This is a genomic window from Pseudomonas sp. MF06569, assembly GCF_059862735.1.
On sequence record NZ_JCBCUZ010000013.1, the window covers coordinates 103,910 to 122,090 of the forward strand.

The 18,181-nt window shown below is 59.1% G+C and carries 12 protein-coding genes and 1 pseudogene; 9 read left to right on the top strand and 4 right to left on the bottom strand.

From position 1 onward, the window contains the following. The first annotated feature begins 65 nt into the window (after positions 1–65). Both ampD and ampE read left to right on the top strand, forming a co-directional pair. Complete coding sequence (ampD, locus tag AC19YQ_RS14255; protein WP_500595367.1) at positions 66–629, top strand: 1,6-anhydro-N-acetylmuramyl-L-alanine amidase AmpD; 564 nt, start codon at positions 66–68, stop codon at positions 627–629. Then, positions 626–1,462 carry a regulatory signaling modulator protein AmpE gene (gene ampE / locus AC19YQ_RS14260; protein ID WP_133078562.1) on the top strand — a complete coding sequence of 279 codons (837 nt, stop codon included), beginning with the start codon at positions 626–628 and terminating at the stop codon, positions 1,460–1,462. Before ampD ends, ampE begins: the two co-directional genes overlap by 4 nt. A gap of 124 nt (positions 1,463–1,586) precedes the next feature. Here the strand turns inward: ampE and AC19YQ_RS14265 are convergent, their stop codons facing one another. Both AC19YQ_RS14265 and cra read right to left on the bottom strand, forming a co-directional pair. Further along, entirely contained in the window at positions 1,587–2,369 is a 783-nt protein-coding gene (locus AC19YQ_RS14265) for a TatD family hydrolase (protein ID WP_339473466.1), read from the bottom strand. Positions 2,370–2,371: 2 nt separating this feature from the next. Then, positions 2,372–3,367, bottom strand: coding sequence for a catabolite repressor/activator (gene cra, locus AC19YQ_RS14270; RefSeq protein WP_326398508.1), 996 nt, complete (start codon positions 3,365–3,367; stop codon positions 2,372–2,374). A 336-nt stretch (positions 3,368–3,703) separates the two neighbouring features. Here cra and ptsP point away from each other — a divergent pair, with 336 nt between their 5' ends. Genes ptsP through AC19YQ_RS14285 form a run of 3 tightly spaced genes read left to right on the top strand, consistent with a single transcriptional unit; the run spans position 3,704 to position 9,257 of the window. Further along, positions 3,704–6,565, top strand: a complete 2,862-nt coding sequence (gene ptsP / locus AC19YQ_RS14275) for a phosphoenolpyruvate--protein phosphotransferase (RefSeq protein WP_339473468.1) — start codon at positions 3,704–3,706, stop codon at positions 6,563–6,565. After that, the gene (pfkB, locus tag AC19YQ_RS14280) at positions 6,565–7,506 is read left to right on the top strand and encodes a 1-phosphofructokinase (protein ID WP_500595368.1); all 942 of its coding nucleotides are present in this window, start codon (positions 6,565–6,567) and stop codon (positions 7,504–7,506) included. Before ptsP ends, pfkB begins: the two co-directional genes overlap by 1 nt. A gap of 11 nt (positions 7,507–7,517) precedes the next feature. After that, the gene (locus AC19YQ_RS14285) at positions 7,518–9,257 is read left to right on the top strand and encodes a PTS fructose-like transporter subunit IIB (protein WP_339473470.1); all 1,740 of its coding nucleotides are present in this window, start codon (positions 7,518–7,520) and stop codon (positions 9,255–9,257) included. A gap of 138 nt (positions 9,258–9,395) precedes the next feature. On the opposite strand, the gene AC19YQ_RS14290 is transcribed toward AC19YQ_RS14285, so the two are convergent. Further along, a complete protein-coding gene (locus AC19YQ_RS14290) occupies positions 9,396–11,930 on the bottom strand; it encodes a PepSY domain-containing protein (protein WP_500595369.1) in 2,535 nt (844 codons plus the stop codon). Between the two features lie 192 nt (positions 11,931–12,122). Continuing rightward, positions 12,123–14,432, bottom strand: coding sequence for a TonB-dependent receptor (locus AC19YQ_RS14295; protein WP_500595371.1), 2,310 nt, complete (start codon positions 14,430–14,432; stop codon positions 12,123–12,125). A 217-nt stretch (positions 14,433–14,649) separates the two neighbouring features. Between AC19YQ_RS14295 and AC19YQ_RS14300 the strand changes: the two genes are divergently transcribed. From AC19YQ_RS14300 to AC19YQ_RS14315, 4 genes and pseudogenes are all read left to right on the top strand, one after another. Next, entirely contained in the window at positions 14,650–15,330 is a 681-nt protein-coding gene (locus tag AC19YQ_RS14300) for a Fe2+-dependent dioxygenase (protein WP_133078554.1), read from the top strand. 2 nt (positions 15,331–15,332) lie between these two features. Next, positions 15,333–16,094 (top strand): tetratricopeptide repeat protein, encoded by a 762-nt coding sequence (locus AC19YQ_RS14305; RefSeq protein WP_500595372.1) that lies wholly within the window; start codon positions 15,333–15,335, stop codon positions 16,092–16,094. Positions 16,095–16,288: 194 nt separating this feature from the next. Next, positions 16,289–17,518 carry an alpha-xenorhabdolysin family binary toxin subunit A gene (locus AC19YQ_RS14310; RefSeq protein WP_500595373.1) on the top strand — a complete coding sequence of 410 codons (1,230 nt, stop codon included), beginning with the start codon at positions 16,289–16,291 and terminating at the stop codon, positions 17,516–17,518. Between the two features lie 17 nt (positions 17,519–17,535). Continuing rightward, positions 17,536–18,181, top strand: a pseudogene (locus AC19YQ_RS14315) (hypothetical protein); the annotation flags it as partial.

Genomic DNA, 18,181 nt, shown 5'->3' on the forward strand with positions numbered 1-18,181 from the left:
GCTCCCCATCGGCGCGCTCATCGCGGCATACTGGGCCTTTCGTTTTGCCTGTTGAAGGAGCCTGTATGCAATTGGACCCCGCGAGCGGCTGGTTTCAAGGTGTGCGCCATTGTCCGTCCCCCAACTTCAATGCGCGCCCCGGTGACGAAATCTCCCTGCTGGTTATCCACAACATCAGCTTGCCCCCCGGGCAGTTCGCCACCGGCAAGGTTCAGGAATTCTTCCAGAACCGACTGGACGTCACAGAACATCCTTACTTTGAAGGCATTGCGGACTTGAAAGTGAGTGCGCATTTCCTGATCGAGCGAGATGGCACTGTGACCCAGTTTGTCTCCTGCCTTGATCGAGCATGGCATGCGGGGGTTTCGAGCTTTGAAGGGCGAGAGACCTGCAATGACTTTTCCCTGGGCATTGAACTTGAGGGCACCGATGAGCTGCCCTTCACGGAGGCGCAGTATCAGGCGTTGACAGCCTTGAGCCGGCAATTGCAGGCGGCTTTTCCCGATATCACCCCCCGCAGGATATGTGGTCATAGCGACGTTGCACCGGGTCGCAAGACGGATCCGGGGCCGGCTTTTGATTGGATGCGCTTTCGCAGCGCGTTGCAGCACACAGGAGAGAAACAATGAGTTTTGTGGTGTTACTGCTGGCGATTCTGGTCGAGAAGTTCTCGGGTTTGCGTCAGCGCCTGCAATGTGACGGTGGCTGGCTGCGCGAGTTGCACAAGCTTGAAGCCAGCCCCGGGCTTGGCAATAAACCCTGGTGGGTGTTGTTCATCCTGATTGCATTGCCTGCAGCCGTATTGGGCCTGCTCCTGGTGGTGCTGCACCCTGTGGCTTATGGCCTGTTGGCGCTGCCGATCCACCTGCTGGTGGTGATTTACAGCCTGGGGCGCGGCGATCTGCTGGGCGGGCTCGGGCCGTTTCGCGACGCTTGGCGGCGTGGCGACTTGCAGGCAGCTGCCCATGTTGCCGAGCGTGATCTGGGCGTCAGTGCCGACAGCGGTGAGCAATTGCTGGAGAAGGTGCAGGGGCATTTGTTGTGGCAGGCCTACCAGAGCTTTTTTGCGGTGATTTTCTGGTATTTCCTGCTGGGGCCTGTGGTGGTCTTGAGCTATCGCTTGCTGGCCCTGGCGGCAGAGCACAGCCAGAATCCGGCACTGGTCGAACGTGCCGGGCAGTTGCGTCATGCCTTTGACTGGTTGCCGGTGCGGCTGCTGGCCGCGAGTTTTGCGCTGGTAGGCAACTTCGCCGCGGTCAGTCGAGTGATGCTGCATGAGTTGCTGAGTTGGGACATCAGCGCCGCGCAATTGATCAACAAGGCTGGCTGTGCCGCTGCCGAAATCCCCGCGCCACAGGCCGGACCTGAAGGTGTGGGCAGCCTCGACACCCTCTGGGCCTTGTTGCTGCGCGCGGCGGTGCTTTGGTATGCGTGTTTTGCGGTGTGGGCGTTGCTGCTGTAGAGCCGCATTTCATCGCAGTGGGAGCGGGCTTGCTCGCGATGGCATCGACGGGGCATCCCTGACCCACCGAGTTGTCTGAATCGCGAGCAAGCCCGCTCCCACAAGAAAGTACACAGGCTTGCGCTCAGTGTTTCCAGCCAAAGACTTCACAGGCATTAGTCGTACTGGCCTCGGCTAAACGCTCCGGGCTGATGCCCATCACCTCGGCCAGTGCCTGGCAAATATCGGGCAAGTACTCCGGGCTGTTGCGCTGGTTGGGGTGCATGGCAGGCGCCATGTCGGGGGCGTCGGTTTCCAGCACCAGGGCGTCCAGCGGCAAATCGGCGATCACTTTTCGCAGGCGCAAGGCCTGCGGCCAGGTGGCCGCTCCACCCAGACCCAGTTTGAATCCCAGCTTGATATATTCGCGGGCTTCTTCGCGACTGCCTGCAAATGCATGAACAATCCCGCCGCGCTTTAGCCGCAAGCGCTTCAGTGTCGCAATCACCTGAGCATGGCTGCGCCTGACGTGGAGCAGGGCGGGCAGTTGAAAGTCGGCGGCCAATTGCAGCTGCGCTTCAAACAGCGTTTGCTGGCCGTCACGGTCGAGTTCGGGAAGAAAGTAGTCAAGGCCGATTTCCCCCACCGCACATAACTGCGGATGCCCTGCCAGGCGGCTCAGCCATTGCTCGAGCTCAATCACCTGCTCAGGACGATGATCGTTGAGGTACACCGGGTGCAAGCCAAAGGCGGCATACAGCTGGCTGTCGGTTTGCACCAGATCCCACAATCGCTGCCAATTGCTCTGATAGACCCCCAGCACCACCATTTTTTCAACACCCAACGCTCGACTGCGCGCCAGTAACTGCGGGCGGTCAGCGTCAAAGTCCGGGAAGTCGAGGTGGGTGTGGGTGTCGATCAACTGCATGCTCAGGCCTGATGGATACGCTGTTTGAAATTACGTGCGATCGCATGAATACCGGGCACGTAGTTCTGCTCTTCAATGGCTGCCAGCGCCAGGTTCAGGGCTGTTTCGGCGATCAGTTTGTGTTGCTGGCCCATGGCATTGACGGGCAGCGGCAGGAAGTCCAGCAACTGTGTGTCACCAAAGGTGGCCAGGCGCAAGGGCGGGCGCTGGGTCGGGTGCTCCAGCAATGCGTCGAACATCCCCTGCAACAGCACGTATGAGGTGGTGATCAGCGCATCCGGGAAGTGCCCCTGACGCGCCAGCAACTCATCGATGATCCGGCGTCCACATTCGCGGCTGAAGGCCGCGCCGTGTTCAATCAGGACTTCGCCTTCAAACCCTTCGACAGCCTGCTTGAACCCTGCCTCACGGGCCTGACTGACGCTCAGTTCAGGACGGGCGCCGATCAATACAATCTGCCGGGGCAATGGCTGCAACAGGCTGCGGGTCAATTGCAGGCTGGCTTCGCAGTCATCACTGATAACCGAACAAAAACGCTCCGGCTCCATCGTCCGGTCAATGGCAATGATCGGCATGCCCAGGTCTTGCAACTGGCGGTAGCTGTCATCTTCTTCGGGCAAGCAACTGGCCACGAACAGGGCGTCGCAACGGCGGGCACGAAACAGCTTGAGCAACTGGCGCTCACTTTCCGGGGCATCGTCGGAGCTGGCGATCAGCAACTGATAGCCCCGGGCACGGGCGCCTTGTTCGAGTTGCTTGGCCAGGCGGGCATAACTCGGGTTTTCAAGGTCCGGGAGGATAAACCCCAAGGTGCGCGTGTGCCGACTGCGCAGTCCGGCCGCTTGCGGGTTGGGGGTAAAGCCGTGTTCCTCGACCACAGCGCGTACGCGCTCGACCGTGCTGCTGCTGATGCGCTGCTGCTCGGCTTTTCCATTGATGACATAGCTGGCCGTGGTTACGGAAACACCTGCCAATTGAGCGATATCACTGAGCTTCACGCCGAAAATTCCTTATTTTTTGTAGTACATGTCGACATTTTGGCCAATCCTAACCGATAAAGGCAGCCGACCATCGTCTGCCCTTCGCGTCCTGCCTTTTTGCACCATCCGCGGCGAGCACTCATCAATACGACAAGTTGGACTTCAAGCGCGAGCAATTATGCAGTAACGTGCCGGGTATTCTTGATTAAACGTTTCAGCAGACGTATTTAAAGGTGCTTATCCCGGTAGCGATGTGCTTGCCACACATCCGCAGACACAGCCCGTGATCAGCGACCTAAGCTGACTTAATTCAAAACAATACCGGGTGCCATAGAGCGCCGGAAAGGAGAACGCATGCTCGAGCTCACCATAGAGCAGATTTCCATGGGCCAGACGGCTGTGGACAAGTCTGCGGCGTTGCAATTACTCGCCGATAAACTGGTTGCCGATGGCTTGGTGGCTGAAGGTTATCTGAGCGGCTTGCAAGCGCGTGAGGCTCAAGGTTCGACCTTTTTGGGCCAGGGCATCGCCATCCCCCATGGCACGCCTGAAACCCGCGACCTGGTGTTCACCACGGGGGTACGTTTACTGCAGTTCCCCGAGGGTGTGGATTGGGGCGATGGGCAAATGGTGTACCTGGCGATTGGTATTGCGGCCAAGTCCGATGAGCACCTGCGCTTGCTGCAACTGTTGACCCGGGCCCTGGGCGAGACCGATCTTGGCGAAGCCCTGCGTCGCGCCAGCTCTGCCGAAGCCTTGCTCAAATTGCTCCAGGGCGCTCCCCAGGAACTGGCGCTGGATGCCCAGATGATTGGCCTGGGTGTGTCCGCGGATGACTTCGAAGAGCTGGTATGGCGCGGCGCACGCTTGTTGCGCCAGGCCGATTGCGTGAGCAATGGCTTTGCCGCCGTACTGCAACAAGTTGATGCGCTACCCCTGGGCGATGGCCTGTGGTGGCTGCACAGCGAGCAGACGGTCAAGCGTCCGGGGCTGGCGTTTGTAACGCCGGACAAACCGATGCGCTACCTGGGCCAGCCGCTGAGCGGTCTGTTTTGCCTGGCCAGCCTGGGCGAAGCCCATCAGGCATTGCTGGAGCGCCTGTGCGCGTTGCTGATTGCCGGTCGCGGTCACGAATTGGGCCGGGCCACCAGCCGTCGTGCGGTGCTCGAAGTGCTGGGCGCAGAGTCGCCGGCTGACTGGCCGAGCGCCCGTATTACCTTGGCCAACGCCCACGGTTTGCATGCGCGCCCGGCCAAGGTTCTCGCGCAACTGGCGAAAAGCTTTGAAGGTGAAATCCGCGTCAGGATCGTTGACGGGCAGGACTCGGCAGTTTCGGCCAAGAGCCTGAGCAAGTTGCTCAGCCTCGGTGCCCGTCGCGGCCAGGTGCTGGAGTTTGTTGCCGAACCGAGCATTGCCAATGACGCATTGCCCGCACTGTTGGCGGCTGTCGAAGGCGGTCTGGGCGAAGAAGTCGAGCCGCTGCCGATCCTGGTCGAAGCAGCCCCGAGCGTGGCCGAAATTGCCACGCTGATCACCGCTCCGGTTGCCGGTAGCGTGGTGCAGGCCATCGCCGCCTCGCCCGGCATTGCCATTGGCCCGGCCCATATCCAAGTGTTGCAAACCTTCGACTACCCGCTGCGTGGCGAGTCGTCAGCGGTTGAGCGCGAGCGCCTGCAAAAAGCCTTGAACGAAGTGCGTCAGGACATTGAAGGCCTGATTTCGCGCAGTCAGTCCAAGGCCATTCGCGAAATTTTCATCACTCACCAGGAAATGCTCGACGACCCGGAACTGACTGACGAAGTCGATTCGCGCCTCAAGCAGGGCGAAAGTGCCGAAGCGGCCTGGATGTCCGTGATCGAAGCCGCTGCACACCAGCAAGAGTCCTTGCAGGATGCGCTGCTGGCTGAGCGGGCGGCCGATCTGCGGGATATCGGTCGCCGCGTCCTGGCTCAGTTGTGTGGTGTGCAAACCCCGGCCGAACCTGACCAGCCCTATGTGCTGGTGATGGATGAAGTGGGCCCGTCGGACGTGGCGCGTCTTGATCCGGCACGGGTAGCGGGTATTTTGACCGCCCGCGGTGGCGCGACTGCGCACAGCGCCATTGTCGCTCGTGCACTGGGTATTCCGGCGCTGGTGGGGGCAGGCGAAGCCGTGTTGTTACTGGCGCCGGGCACTCAGCTATTAATCGATGGCCAGCGCGGTCGCTTGCACGTTTCACCGGATGCCGACGCCTTGCAGCGTGCCACCCAGGAGCGCGACAGCCGCGAACAGCGCTTGCTGGCCGCTTTTGCTCAGCGCCACGAACTGGCCGTGACCCAGGATGGCCACCCGGTTGAAGTGTTTGCCAATATCGGCGAAAGCAAAGGCGTCGCCAGTGCCGTGGAGCAGGGCGCCGAGGGCATTGGCCTGTTGCGCACCGAGCTGATTTTCATGGCCCACTCCCAGGCGCCGGACGAGGCCACTCAGGAAGCTGAGTACCGCCGCGTGCTGGATGGCCTGGACGGGCGGCCCCTGGTGGTTCGTACTTTGGACGTGGGTGGCGACAAGCCGCTGCCGTACTGGCCGATCGAGAAAGAAGAAAACCCGTTTCTGGGTGTTCGCGGTATTCGTCTTACCCTGCAACGTCCGCACGTCATGGAAAGCCAGTTGCGCGCTTTGCTGCGCTCGGCAGACAACCGCCCGCTGCGCATCATGTTTCCGATGGTGGGCAGCGTGGCCGAATGGCGGGCTGCTCGCGACATGACCGAGCGTCTGCGGCTGGAAATTCCGGTGGCCGATTTGCAACTGGGGATCATGATCGAAGTGCCGTCCGCCGCCTTGCTGGCACCTGTGCTGGCCAAGGAAGTGGATTTTTTCAGCGTCGGCACTAACGACCTGACCCAGTACACCCTGGCCATCGACCGTGGTCACCCGACCCTGTCGGCTCAGGCAGACGGCCTGCATCCGGCGGTGCTGCAACTGATCGACATCACCGTCCGTGCCGCCCATGCCCACGGCAAATGGGTTGGCGTGTGCGGCGAACTGGCCGCTGATCCGCTGGCGGTGCCCGTACTGGTTGGCCTGGGCGTGGATGAGCTGAGCGTTTCGGCGCGCAGCATTCCCGAAGTCAAGGCGCGGGTGCGGGAGTTGAGCATGGATCGCCTCACAACCCTGGCCGCCCAGGCATTGAGCGTTGGCAGTCCGGATGAAGTTCGTGCATTGGTGGAGGCGCTCTAATGGCCAGCATTCTGACCATCACCCTCAACCCGGCACTGGACTTGACCGTGCGCCTGGGGCATCTGGAGCCGGGCGAGGTCAATCGCAGCCCGATGATGCTGACCCATGCCGCGGGCAAGGGCATCAACGTCGCGCAAGTGCTGGCGGATCTGGGCCACACACTGACGGTGAGCGGCTTTTTGGGCGAAGACAATGCGCAAGCATTCGATGCGTTGTTCAAGCGCCGTGGCTTTGTCGACGGGTTTGTCCGCGTGCCCGGTGAAACCCGCAGCAATATCAAGCTCGCCGAAGACGATGGCCGCGTGACCGACCTGAACGGGCTTGGGCCGCAGGTCAGCCCGCAGGCGCAGCAAGCTTTGCTCGACATACTCGATCGAATTGCACCCGGCCATGATGCAGTGGTGGTGGCCGGTAGTTTGCCCCAGGGCGTGAGCCCGCAGTGGCTGCATGATCTGGTGCTGCGCTTGAAGGCGCTTGGTTTGAACGTGATTCTGGACACCAGTGGCCAGGCCTTGAAAGAAGCCTTGGCAGCGGGCCCCTGGCTGATCAAGCCCAATACCGAAGAACTCAGTGATGCCTTGGGCAGCGATATCAGCAGCCTTGAGGCCCAGATCGAAGCGGCCACTCGTTTGCAGGCGCTGGGTATTGAACACGTGGTTATTTCCCACGGTGCTGACGGTGTGAACTGGTTCAGCCGCGCCGAGGCCTTGCAGGCATTGCCGCCCAAGGTCAGCGTAGCCAGCACGGTGGGGGCAGGCGACTCGTTGCTCGCGGGCATGGTCCACGGTTTGCTCAGCGGGCACAGCCCCGAACAGACCTTGCGAACCGCCACGGCCATTGCGGCGATGGCAGTCACTCAAATCGGTTTTGGTATCAGCGATGCGGCGCACCTGGCGACGCTCGAAAGCGGCGTTCGCGTTCGCCCCCTGACAAAAGAATAAGAGGGATACACATGAAATTAGCCATTGTGACGGGCTGCCCCAACGGCATGGTGACCAGCGTGCTATGCGCCCGTTTGCTCGATGCCGCCGCGCAGCGCCAGGGCTGGAGCACCAGCGTTGAAGTGCATGATCCCAAGCACCCGGAGCGCCAATTGTCGGCGGCCACCCTCGACGAAGCCGAGTGGGTTTTGCTGGTCAGCAGTACACCGCTGGACATGCAGCGTTTTATTGGCAAGCGGGTATTTCAAAGCACCCCGGCCCAGGCCCTGCAGGATGTAGAGGCCGTGTTGCTGCGCGGGATCAAAGAGGCGCAAATCTACACGTCGCCTGCGCCATCCTCGACCCCTGTCGAGAGCGAGAAGCGCGCACCTAAAATCGTCGCCGTCACGGCATGCCCGACCGGCGTTGCCCACACGTTCATGGCGGCCGAAGCCTTGCAGCAGGCGGCCAAGCGATTGGGCTACGAACTGCAGGTCGAAACCCAGGGCTCGGTCGGTGCGCGCAATCCGTTGAGCGCCGAGGCCATCCGGGACGCCGATGTGGTGCTGTTGGCGGCAGATATCGAAGTGCCTGCCGAGCGCTTTGCCGGCAAAAAGATTTACCGCTGCGGCACCGGCATTGCCCTCAAGCAAGCCGAAGCCACCCTGAACAAGGCATTGGCCGAAGGCCAGCAAGAGAGCGCCGCGACGGGCGGCTCAGCACCGGCCAAGCAAGAAAAAACCGGGGTCTACAAACATTTGCTGACCGGCGTGTCCTTCATGCTGCCGATGGTGGTGGCGGGCGGTTTGCTGATCGCGTTGTCCTTCGTGTTTGGCATCTCTGCTTATAAAGAGCCCGGCACGCTGGCGGCAGCCCTGATGCAAATCGGTGGTGACGCTGCGTTCAAACTGATGGTGCCGCTGCTGGCGGGTTACATCGCCTACTCGATTGCCGACCGTCCGGGCCTGGCGCCGGGGATGATTGGCGGTCTGTTGGCGAGCACGCTGGGTGCCGGGTTTATCGGCGGGATCATTGCCGGGTTTATCGCGGGCTATTGCGCCAAGGCGATCAATCGCTATCTGCAATTGCCGCAAAGCCTGGAAGCCTTGAAGCCGATTCTGATCATCCCGTTGTTCGCCAGCCTGTTTACCGGCCTGGTGATGATCTACGTGGTGGGCAAGCCGGTTGCCGGGATGCTCGAGGGTCTCACCCACTTCCTCGACAGCATGGGCACCACCAACGCCATTCTGTTGGGTGTGTTGCTGGGCGGGATGATGTGTGTCGACCTTGGCGGGCCTATCAACAAGGCGGCGTATGCGTTTTCGGTCGGGCTGCTTGCTTCCCAGAGTTATGCACCGATGGCGGCCACGATGGCGGCGGGCATGGTGCCGCCGATCGGGCTGGGCATTGCGACCTTCCTGGCGCGGCGCAAGTTCGCACAAACCGAGCGTGAGGCGGGCAAAGCGGCGCTGGTGCTGGGGCTGTGCTTTATTTCTGAAGGTGCGATCCCGTTTGCCGCCAAAGACCCGCTGCGGGTTATTCCGGCGAGCATCCTGGGTGGCGCGTTGACGGGCGCATTGTCGATGTACTTCGGCTGCAAGCTGATGGCACCGCACGGCGGCTTGTTCGTGCTGCTGATCCCGAATGCGATCAACCATGCGCTGCTGTACTTGCTGGCGATTGTGGCGGGCAGCCTGTTGACTGCGGTGGTGTATGCGGTGATCAAGCGGCCGGAGCCGGTGGAAATGGCGCTGGAAACAGCCAAGGCGTAGTTGCCCGGTAGCCAATACCTTGTGGGAGCGGGCTTGCTCGCGATGCACTTGATGCAGTTGATCTGATTCACCGCATTGAGCCTTTCGCGAGCAAGCCCGCTCCCACAGGAGTCGGGCTAGTAACCCGAGAGAAAACCTCTAGTACACATCGCGGCGATAGCGCCCTTGCTCGATCAGCAACTCCACCGCTTCAGCCCCCAGCATGTCGATCAGTGCCTGGTCCACACCCGCGGCCATCCCCTGCAAACTGCCGCAGATATAAATAGCGGCACCGTCTGCCAGCCATTGACGCACTTCATCACCCGCCTCACGCAAGCGATCCTGCACGTAGACCTTCTGTGCCTGATCCCGCGAAAATGCCAGATCCAGGCGTGCCAGATCACCGCTGGCCAGCCAGCCTTGCAGTTCATCGCGGCAATAAAAGTCGTGCTCGGCGTTACGCTCGCCAAAGAACAACCAATTGCGCTGCTGTCCTTGGGCGATCCGTGCCTTGAGCAAGCTGCGCAGCCCTGCCAGACCGGTGCCATTACCGAGCAGAATCAGCGGCACGGGTTCGGCGGGCAGATGAAAACCGCTGTTGCGCCGCACACGCAGGCTGATCGCCGAGCCGATGGCGGCATGTTCCGTCAGCCAGCCCGAACCAATCCCCAGACTGCCATCGGCATGCCGCTCCTGACGCACGATCAATTGCAATGACCCATCCTCGGGGATCGAGGCAATGGAGTATTCGCGCATGTTCAGCGGGACTAATGCGTCGACCAGCGCCTGGGCGTGCATGCCCACCAGGTGAGCGCGATTGTCCGGCAGTTGGCGGCCGCCCAGTGCCTGGGCCAGGGTTTCTTGCAGGCCGTCGAGTTGCACCGGGGAGTTGGCCGAAAGACCCAGGCCGTCAAGGAAGTGCTCGACGGCCCACGTGGACTGCCTTGGCATGACTTCAACCAAATCACCGGCCTGCCAGGAGGCGTTCCCATCGGGTGGGGTGAGCGCCAGCAGATAAACCCCCGAACCGCTGCTGCCGGGGTTGAGCAGTTCACGCTGATCAAGGCTCCAGTTGTTGTAGCTCGGTGCCTGCCAGTTGGCGCTCGGCGCGCCGCCGGTGAGCTGGCTGAGCTGTTGCTGCCACTGATGAAGCGCCTCGGCATCACCGCTGTCGACCTGTACCGGGCTAAACAACGCTTGGGCCCCACGCTCGCTCAGCCATTGCTGGACCCGGGTGGCAAAACCACAAAAGTGCGGGTATTGGCGGTCGCCCAGCGCGAGCACGGAATACTTGAGCGTGTTCAGCCCCAGAGGCTGGCCGAGGATTTTGCGTTCAAAACCACGGGCGCTGTCGGGCGCTTCCCCATCGCCAAAGGTGCTGACCACAAACAGAGCGTTGCTCGCCTGTTGCAAGTCGTCTTCGTTGAGCGCCCCCAAGGGCTGAACCCGCACCGGCAGACCGGCCGCCTGCAGTTGTCCGGCAGTCTGCCAGGCCAATTGCTCGGCAAAGCCGCTTTGGCTGGCAAAGCCGATCAGCCATGACGGCGCATCGTTGCTGACCGCGGCAAATCCCTGGCGTGCCTGCTTGATCTGACGCTTTTTACGGCGACGGTCCAGGTACAACAACCAGCCGGTAATAAAGAACAACGGCATGGTCAGGCTGGCGATGGTCACCAGGATTCGACCGGTCAGGCCCCAGTAGCTGCCCACATGGAGGGCGTAAATGCTGCTGAGCAATTGTGCCTTGTAGCTTTTGGCTTCAAAGCGATCGTGTTTCTTCACCGCGCCGGTGGCGGGGTCGAGCGTGATCTGGTTGAACGCACGCTCGTGGGGCGAGCTGTTGAGCAGGTAGAACACCGTGGCGGGTTGTCCTGCCACGGGCGGCATGCGCACGTTGTAGGTGCTCAGGTCCGGTCCCGCGGCTTTCTGAATACTGGCCCAGATGGCGTCGTAGTCTGCCACCGGAGCCGGCCCCGCAGGCCCTGGTTGGCCGCGGCCGCCTTTGCGTTGCTGGCTGTTGGGGGTGTCGGAAAACAGCTTTTGCAAGCCCTTGTTGTACCACTCGTAAGACCATGACAAACCGGTCAGGGCCGCCAGCAGGTAAAAGATCATGCACCAGGTGCCTGCGACCGCGTGCAGGTCCCAGTTAAAGCTGCGACCTTTTTTCGCCCAGTCCAGCGTCAACCAGGCACGCCAGTTCAGCGCTTTGCGCGGCCAGCGCAAGTACAGCCCCGACAGGCAGAAGAAAATCAGCATCAGGGTACAGGCGCCGGTGATCTGGCGACCGGTTTGGCCCATGGCCAGAAAACGGTGCAGTTGCAGCATCAGGTCGAAAAAGCCCTGGCCGTTGGCCTCACCCTGGTAGGTGCCGGTATAGGGGTCGACATAGCGCATTTGGCCACGCCGCTCGCCCGGTGGCGGGGTAAAGAAGATTCGCGCAGCAGTGCCGCTGTCCACGCCCACCCACAGCATTGAAACCTGTTTGCCTTCAGTGGCCTCGACCCTGCGCACCAGCTCGGCGGGTGGCAGCACGCCGCTGTCGAGTTTTTCGACCTTGAGTACCGAAGGGTTGAGCAAGTTCAGCAACTCGTCCTGGAACGACACCGTGGCGCCGGTTATCCCCATCAAGGCCAGAACCAGCCCTGCGGTGATCCCGAAAAACCAGTGCAGCTGAAAAAGTGTTTTCTTAAACACGACGACCGCCTTGCTTGCTCAATTGAATGTTTCAAGACTTGTAGCCGCTGACGAGGCACGAGGCTGCGATGGGCTGCGCAGCAGCCCCCATCGGTGGTCCTGCGGCCCGCATCGCAGCCTCGTGCCTCGTCAGCGGCTACACAAAAGCCCCGACCATTGGATGGGCGGGGCTCTGTACAGCTCAACTTCGAATTAGAAGTGCAAGCTGGTGGTCAACAAGGCTGTACGGCCCGCCGCCTGATTGGCGAAGTGAGTCGAGAATGCTTTGTCGTAGTAGGTCTTGTCTGTCAGGTTTTGCACGTTCAGTTGCAGGTCGATATTTTTGGTCAGCTTGTAGCTGGCCATTGCGTCGTAGCGGGTGTAGGACGGCACATATGTCGAGTTAGCAACGTTGCCGAAGACGTCATCCACGTAGAACGCACCGCCACCGACAGTCAGCTTTGGCGTAATTGCATAGGTAGTCCAAAGGCTTGCGCTGTTTCGTGGCGTGTTAGGCAATTTGTTGCCATCGGTGGCCTTGTTCAGAGGGCCGCCATCCTGCTGCTTGCCGTCCAGGTAGCTGTAACCTGCGAAGACTTGCCATTTGTCAGTGATTTTACCGGTAGCAGAAAGCTCAATCCCGTCGACGCGGGTTTTACCGGCGTTTTCGTAGGTGGTGGCATCTGTTTGTACGCGGGTGTTTTCTTTTTCGGTACGGAAGATCGCAGCTGCCAGGGACAGGCGGTCGTTGAGTACATCCCACTTGGTACCGATTTCGTAGTTGGTGGTTTCTTCCGGCTCCATGTCGCTGGCCAGCAGTCTGCCGGTGCGATCTGTAGTACCAGGCAGCGTATTGGTTTCGTTACCGTCACCCAGCATCGAACCCGGAGGTGTCGCCGAGGTAGCGTAGGACACATAGATGCTGCCGTTAGGCCGTACTTTCCACACCAGACCCAACTGGCCAGAGAAGAAGTCGCTGGTGTCGGAGCCTTTGGCAGTCGTTGCGCCAGCACCGGTGTACGTCTTGTACTTGGTGTCGAAATGGTCGTAACGCAGGCCCATGTTCAGCAACCATTCCGGAGTCAGCTCCAGAGTGTCCATGACATAAATGGCGCGAGTGGTACTGGCTGTATCGGTACCCGCGTAGTTGCGTGAGATCGAGCCGCTCCACGGATCATCCGGGTTCGGGTTGCCCAGGGAGGTACAGTTCCAGCCGCTTGGTGCGCCGATCATGCCAGGTGTGCAGTTGGTACTGGAGCCAGCGCTGCCCGGGGTGGTATCGGTGTTAACGTTATAGGACGACTTGCTGCTGGTTTCGCGGCTGAGTTCGATACCGGTGGAGTAGCTGTTTTTGAACCCTGCGATGTACACATCACCAAACAGGTCGGTCTGGTTGGTCGTGGTCGCGGTGTTGCTGACGCGAGTATTTGTACGACGCCACACGCTGCCATTGTTGACGTTGCCTTTACTGTCATCCGGCTGGGTCAGGATGTAGTCCTGCATCGAGTTGCCGTGGCGCAGGGTGTTCTTGATGTGCAGGTCGTCACTGAAATCATGCTCAAACGCAAAAGTCGTGATATCAGCGCGGGTTTTGCGGAAGTCGCGGTCAGTCAGGCCGTAGAAGTTGCTGCTGTCGCCGCCGTTGTTCGGTTTATCCGGGCTGGCAGCCGTGTGGGTATTGCCAACGGAATAACCGTAAGGAATGCCCGAATCCGGCAGGTCGTTACTTTCCATGTGGTAGTAATCGACGTTGAAGCGGGTATCGGTGCCCAGACCAAAGGCCAGGGAAGGCGCAATACCCCAGCGGTCGTAATTGACCTTGTCGCGACCGGCCACGTTGCTTTCATGGCTCATCAGGTTAAGACGGCCTGCAACGGTGTCGCTGAACTGATAGTTGCCATCCATTGTGTAGCGTTGGGTCTGATCCGAACCCCAGGTCCAGCCGCCATCAATGGAGTTACCCAGGTGGGCTTTTTTACTCACCATGTTGATGGTGCCGCCTGCTGCGCCGCGACCACCGAAGGCCGAATTCGGGCCTTTGGCAACTTCAATGTTTTCTACGGCGAAGATCTCGCGGCTTTGCGCACCCGTGTCACGCACGCCATCCAGATAGGTGTCGCCCTGAGCGTCAAACCCGCGGATAAATGGACGGTCGCCCTGTGGGTTGCCGCCTTCGCCTGCGCCGAAAGTAATGCCCGGCACGGTGCGCAATGCGTCCTGCAGCGAGGTGGCTGCGGTGTCTTTGATCAGTTGCTGCGGAATGATGGTGATCGAGCGGGGGGTGTCGATCAGCGGCGCGGTGTACTTGGACGAGCTGGCTTTCTCGACTTGATAAGACTGCTCGGTCTGCTCGCCAGTAACGGTAGTCGCGCCAAGGGAAATACTGTTGCCCTGTGCCTTGCTCTCAGTGCTTTCAGCGGCCTGAGCCATATGGGCTGCAGAGCTCGCAGTGATAGCAACACCGATGGCCGAAGCCAGCAAGCGTGGTGAGCTGACGGGTATTTTTAATTGTTGGCGCGACATTTTAAGATCCCTTCCCCCAGAATTTGAGCCGCGAAATATATGGCAAACAATTCTGACTATCAATTGAGAGGTATTACTATTAGCGCTAAATTTACAATCTTTACAAATTGCCTTTACGGTTTTTTCACACTCGTTCGTCTACAGGGGCGCAACAGGGTTTTACACATTCAATAAGAATCAATACCATTGCCATCCCTTTGCTATCAGGTGCTGCGTAATGTTGCTGCATATCCCCGGCTTGTTCTCCCGTGAAGAGGTGCAGCGCATCCGTGAGGCGCTGCAGCAGACTGAATGGGCTGACGGCAAAATCACTGCCGGCTTTCAATCCGCCAAGGCCAAGCACAATCTGCAACTGCCTGAAGACCATCCGTTAGCCAAGGAAATTGGTGCAGCGATGATGGACCGGCTCTGGAAAAATCCGCTGTTCATGTCGGCAGCGTTACCGCACAAAGTCTTTCCGCCCTTGGTGAACTGCTACACCGGGGGCGGCAGCTTCGACTTTCATATCGACAATGCTGTGCGTCAGCCCAGAGGCAGCCCCGAGCGGGTACGCACGGATCTGTCGGCCACCTTGTTTTTCAGCGATCCCGAAGACTATGACGGCGGTGAACTGGTGATTCAGGACACCTACGGTGTGCAGCAAGTCAAACTGCCAGCTGGCGATATGGTGCTGTACCCTGGCACCAGCTTGCACAAGGTCAATGCGGTTACTCGAGGAGCGCGCTTTGCATCGTTTTTCTGGACCCAAAGCCTGGTGCGTGAAGACAGCCAGCGCACCTTGCTGTTTGAAATGGATGGCGCGATCCAGCAACTGACCCGCGACGTACCCGATCATCCCTCCCTCATCCAGCTCACAGGCACCTATCACAACCTGTTGCGCCGCTGGGCCGAGGTCTAGCCATGAACTTTCAACTGCGCCGTGAAGAAGTGCTCGATGGTGACCAATTGCGCGCCATGCTGGCTGAAAACCCGGCGAAAGCTGCCCAGGCCATCTTGATGGCGGCCAAGGAGGGCATTGTGGACGGTCAGGCTTTGCTGGGTCAGATTCTGCTCGACGGCCAGGGCATTGAGCGCGACCCGGTGCTGGCCAAGCGCTGGTTTCAAATCGCGGCCAATGGCGGCCACCTCATGGCCCGCAACATGCTCGGACGTTGCTGGGAACATGGCTGGGGCGGGCCTGTGGATTGCACGCTGGCCAGCCTGGAATATCGTCAGGCAGCAGAGGCCGGGCTGGATTGGGCGCTCTACAACTACGCCAACTTGCTGGCTACCGGTCGCGGGGTGGCGCAAGACCAGGGTGCAGCGTTCACCTTGTATGGAGTGGCAGCACAGGCTGGCCATGCCAAGTCGATGAATCTGCTGGGGCGTTATCTGGAAGAGGGTGTGTATTGCCCGACAGATAAGAAGGCGGCGTGCTTCTGGTACGAGCGCTCAGCCCTTGGCGGTGATTTTCGTGGCCAGTTCAGCCATGCCTCGGTACTCGCCGAGTCCGGTCATGTTGATGAGGCCTTGATCTGGTTTGAGCGTGCATTGGCGCAAGGCAACCTGAACTTCTTGCGCGTGAGTTACCTGGCCCTGCAGGAGGCTAGGGAGCCACGTGTCAGGGCAATGAGCGACCTTTGGCAAGCGCGCATCCATACGCTGCAGGAAAGCGGCGACTGACAGTCATTACGCCGCGGCGGGTAATGCTCGTACGCGGTGTTTTAGAAGATCTGAATGGGCCACGGATTGTTAGGGTACGTATTCTTTTTTGTTTTTATCGTTGTCTTACGAGTTGCCGGGTAATAGTGTAATTGAATGATGTCCTTTGAAGATTGATCCTGTTTTGGCAGGATAATTATTTAAAGGGATTTAATATGCAAGGTGATAATTACGCCCTCGTTGAGAGTGTTGAAGATGCCAGGCCGCTTGAGGAAATGACGTCCTTGGAAGCGGCCATCTACTTGCCCTCGCAATATATTCAGGTGTTGGCGGGTGAAAAGAACGCCGCGGTTTCAAAAGATGAGCTGGGGTTTATTATTCGGCGCAGTGATATACACAGTGTCCGTGCTTATGTGCGTGAGTCGCGAACATTACCGGTCGATTACAATAAGATCGTGGCATGGTTCGGGGCGAATACAGAGAGCGTGCCGGGGCTGGAGCCTGCAAGTATCCAGTCGTTTCATCAGCGTGTTGTGCAACACGCCGGCACATGGTCGGCGCTGGAGCGTGATACAAAAGAGCTTAGTCGGCAACTTAACAGATTTTCGGACGGTTTTATTACGACGGCCAATGGCATTATTGAACTGATCAATAAGATCGAATTCGAGCGCTTTCTTACGGGGACCCTTGATGAGTTGACCGAGTCAGAAGAAGCCGAGTTGAAGGCGATTGTTCTGAACTCAACAGAACTCAAGGCCGTCCGTATTATCAGGGAATACGTACTGCTGATTAAAAAAGACACCGACGCTTATATTAATAAAGCCACGGCGGTGGGTGCCTTGGCAGCCGAGTTTGAGCGGGTGTTGTCTGACGAGTTGATTCACGAAGTCAACGGCAAGCTAGATGTGTATGCGAAGAGGGGGCACTCCAGGGAGCGCGAAGTGCTGGTCGAGCGTATTAAAGAGCTGGACAGTGAAATTGATCAGTTGATCAAGGACTATAAAACCCAAGTGTTGTATGGCCATTCAGGGATTTTTCTGGGGCCTGTAGGCCTGGCCATCACGGGCGGGATATTTGGTGCGAAAGCCGAATCGACGCGGGCCCGAAAAAACAAGCTGATTGCCGAGCGCGAAGTCGCAAGACAAGGCAGTCATGAGCAGGAAAGGCTGGCCATTGTGCTGGATGCCACTCAGCAGCGCTTTACAGATTTGCGCAGCCGTATGCTCGGCGCCGAACAGGGAGCCAAGCAATTGGCGCAAGTCTGGGGCTACATTGCCAAATACCTCGATGAAGCAGCCTATCAGTTGGAGGGGGTGGATGACCTTGCCCGGCTACACCGGTTCAAGCTGGACTTTTCACAACTGTTGAATCCCTGGACGCGTGTTAAAGACTACAGCGTGCAGATATCCAACGCGTTTAATGAAATTATTGATGGGCGTCATTGAGTAAAGGGACTTAATACATGAATAGGGACAGTGGACACATGGTGTTTGAAAATCCTGATATGCCGGGTGTGTTTGCCGGGCTGAGAAAGTTCAATGCGGTGGCGGTGAATCGTGAATACGATTTTATTCCATCTTTACAAGAACGTTTGAACCTGACCGCCAAAAACCTGAGCAATAGTGCGCGCACTATTGTCGATCAAGTACGCCATCTGGAAGTGGTGGTGGACAGCGCGGGTTTCGATGGGCTGCTGGAACAGTGGGGGGCCATTCATGCTCATACCGAGTTGGCCGTTGAAGTGCAAGCCTCTGCATTAAGTGCGCTCAATGATACCTGTGCCCTGCGGGTCGGTCGCATTGTAAGTGCAGTAGGGGCCGCCAAACATCAAATAGCATTATGGGTCGATGAAGGCGAAGGGCTCAACCTGGAACATTATTCTGATCCCTTGCTGGCGTATGATGCAGCCCGGCTTGATGAGTTGGAACAGCAGGCGGTCATGCTGCAAGTACAAAAAGACAAGTTGAGGGCAGATAAACAGGGGCGGCCGCGAAAACTGAGTGCAACACCTGACCTTTCCGGTACGGTGCTGCCCCTATGTCCTATTCCGAACTCAGCGTTGAAGAGCGCGCGATCATTCAGCTCAGTCAAGCTCAAGGCTTCACCCT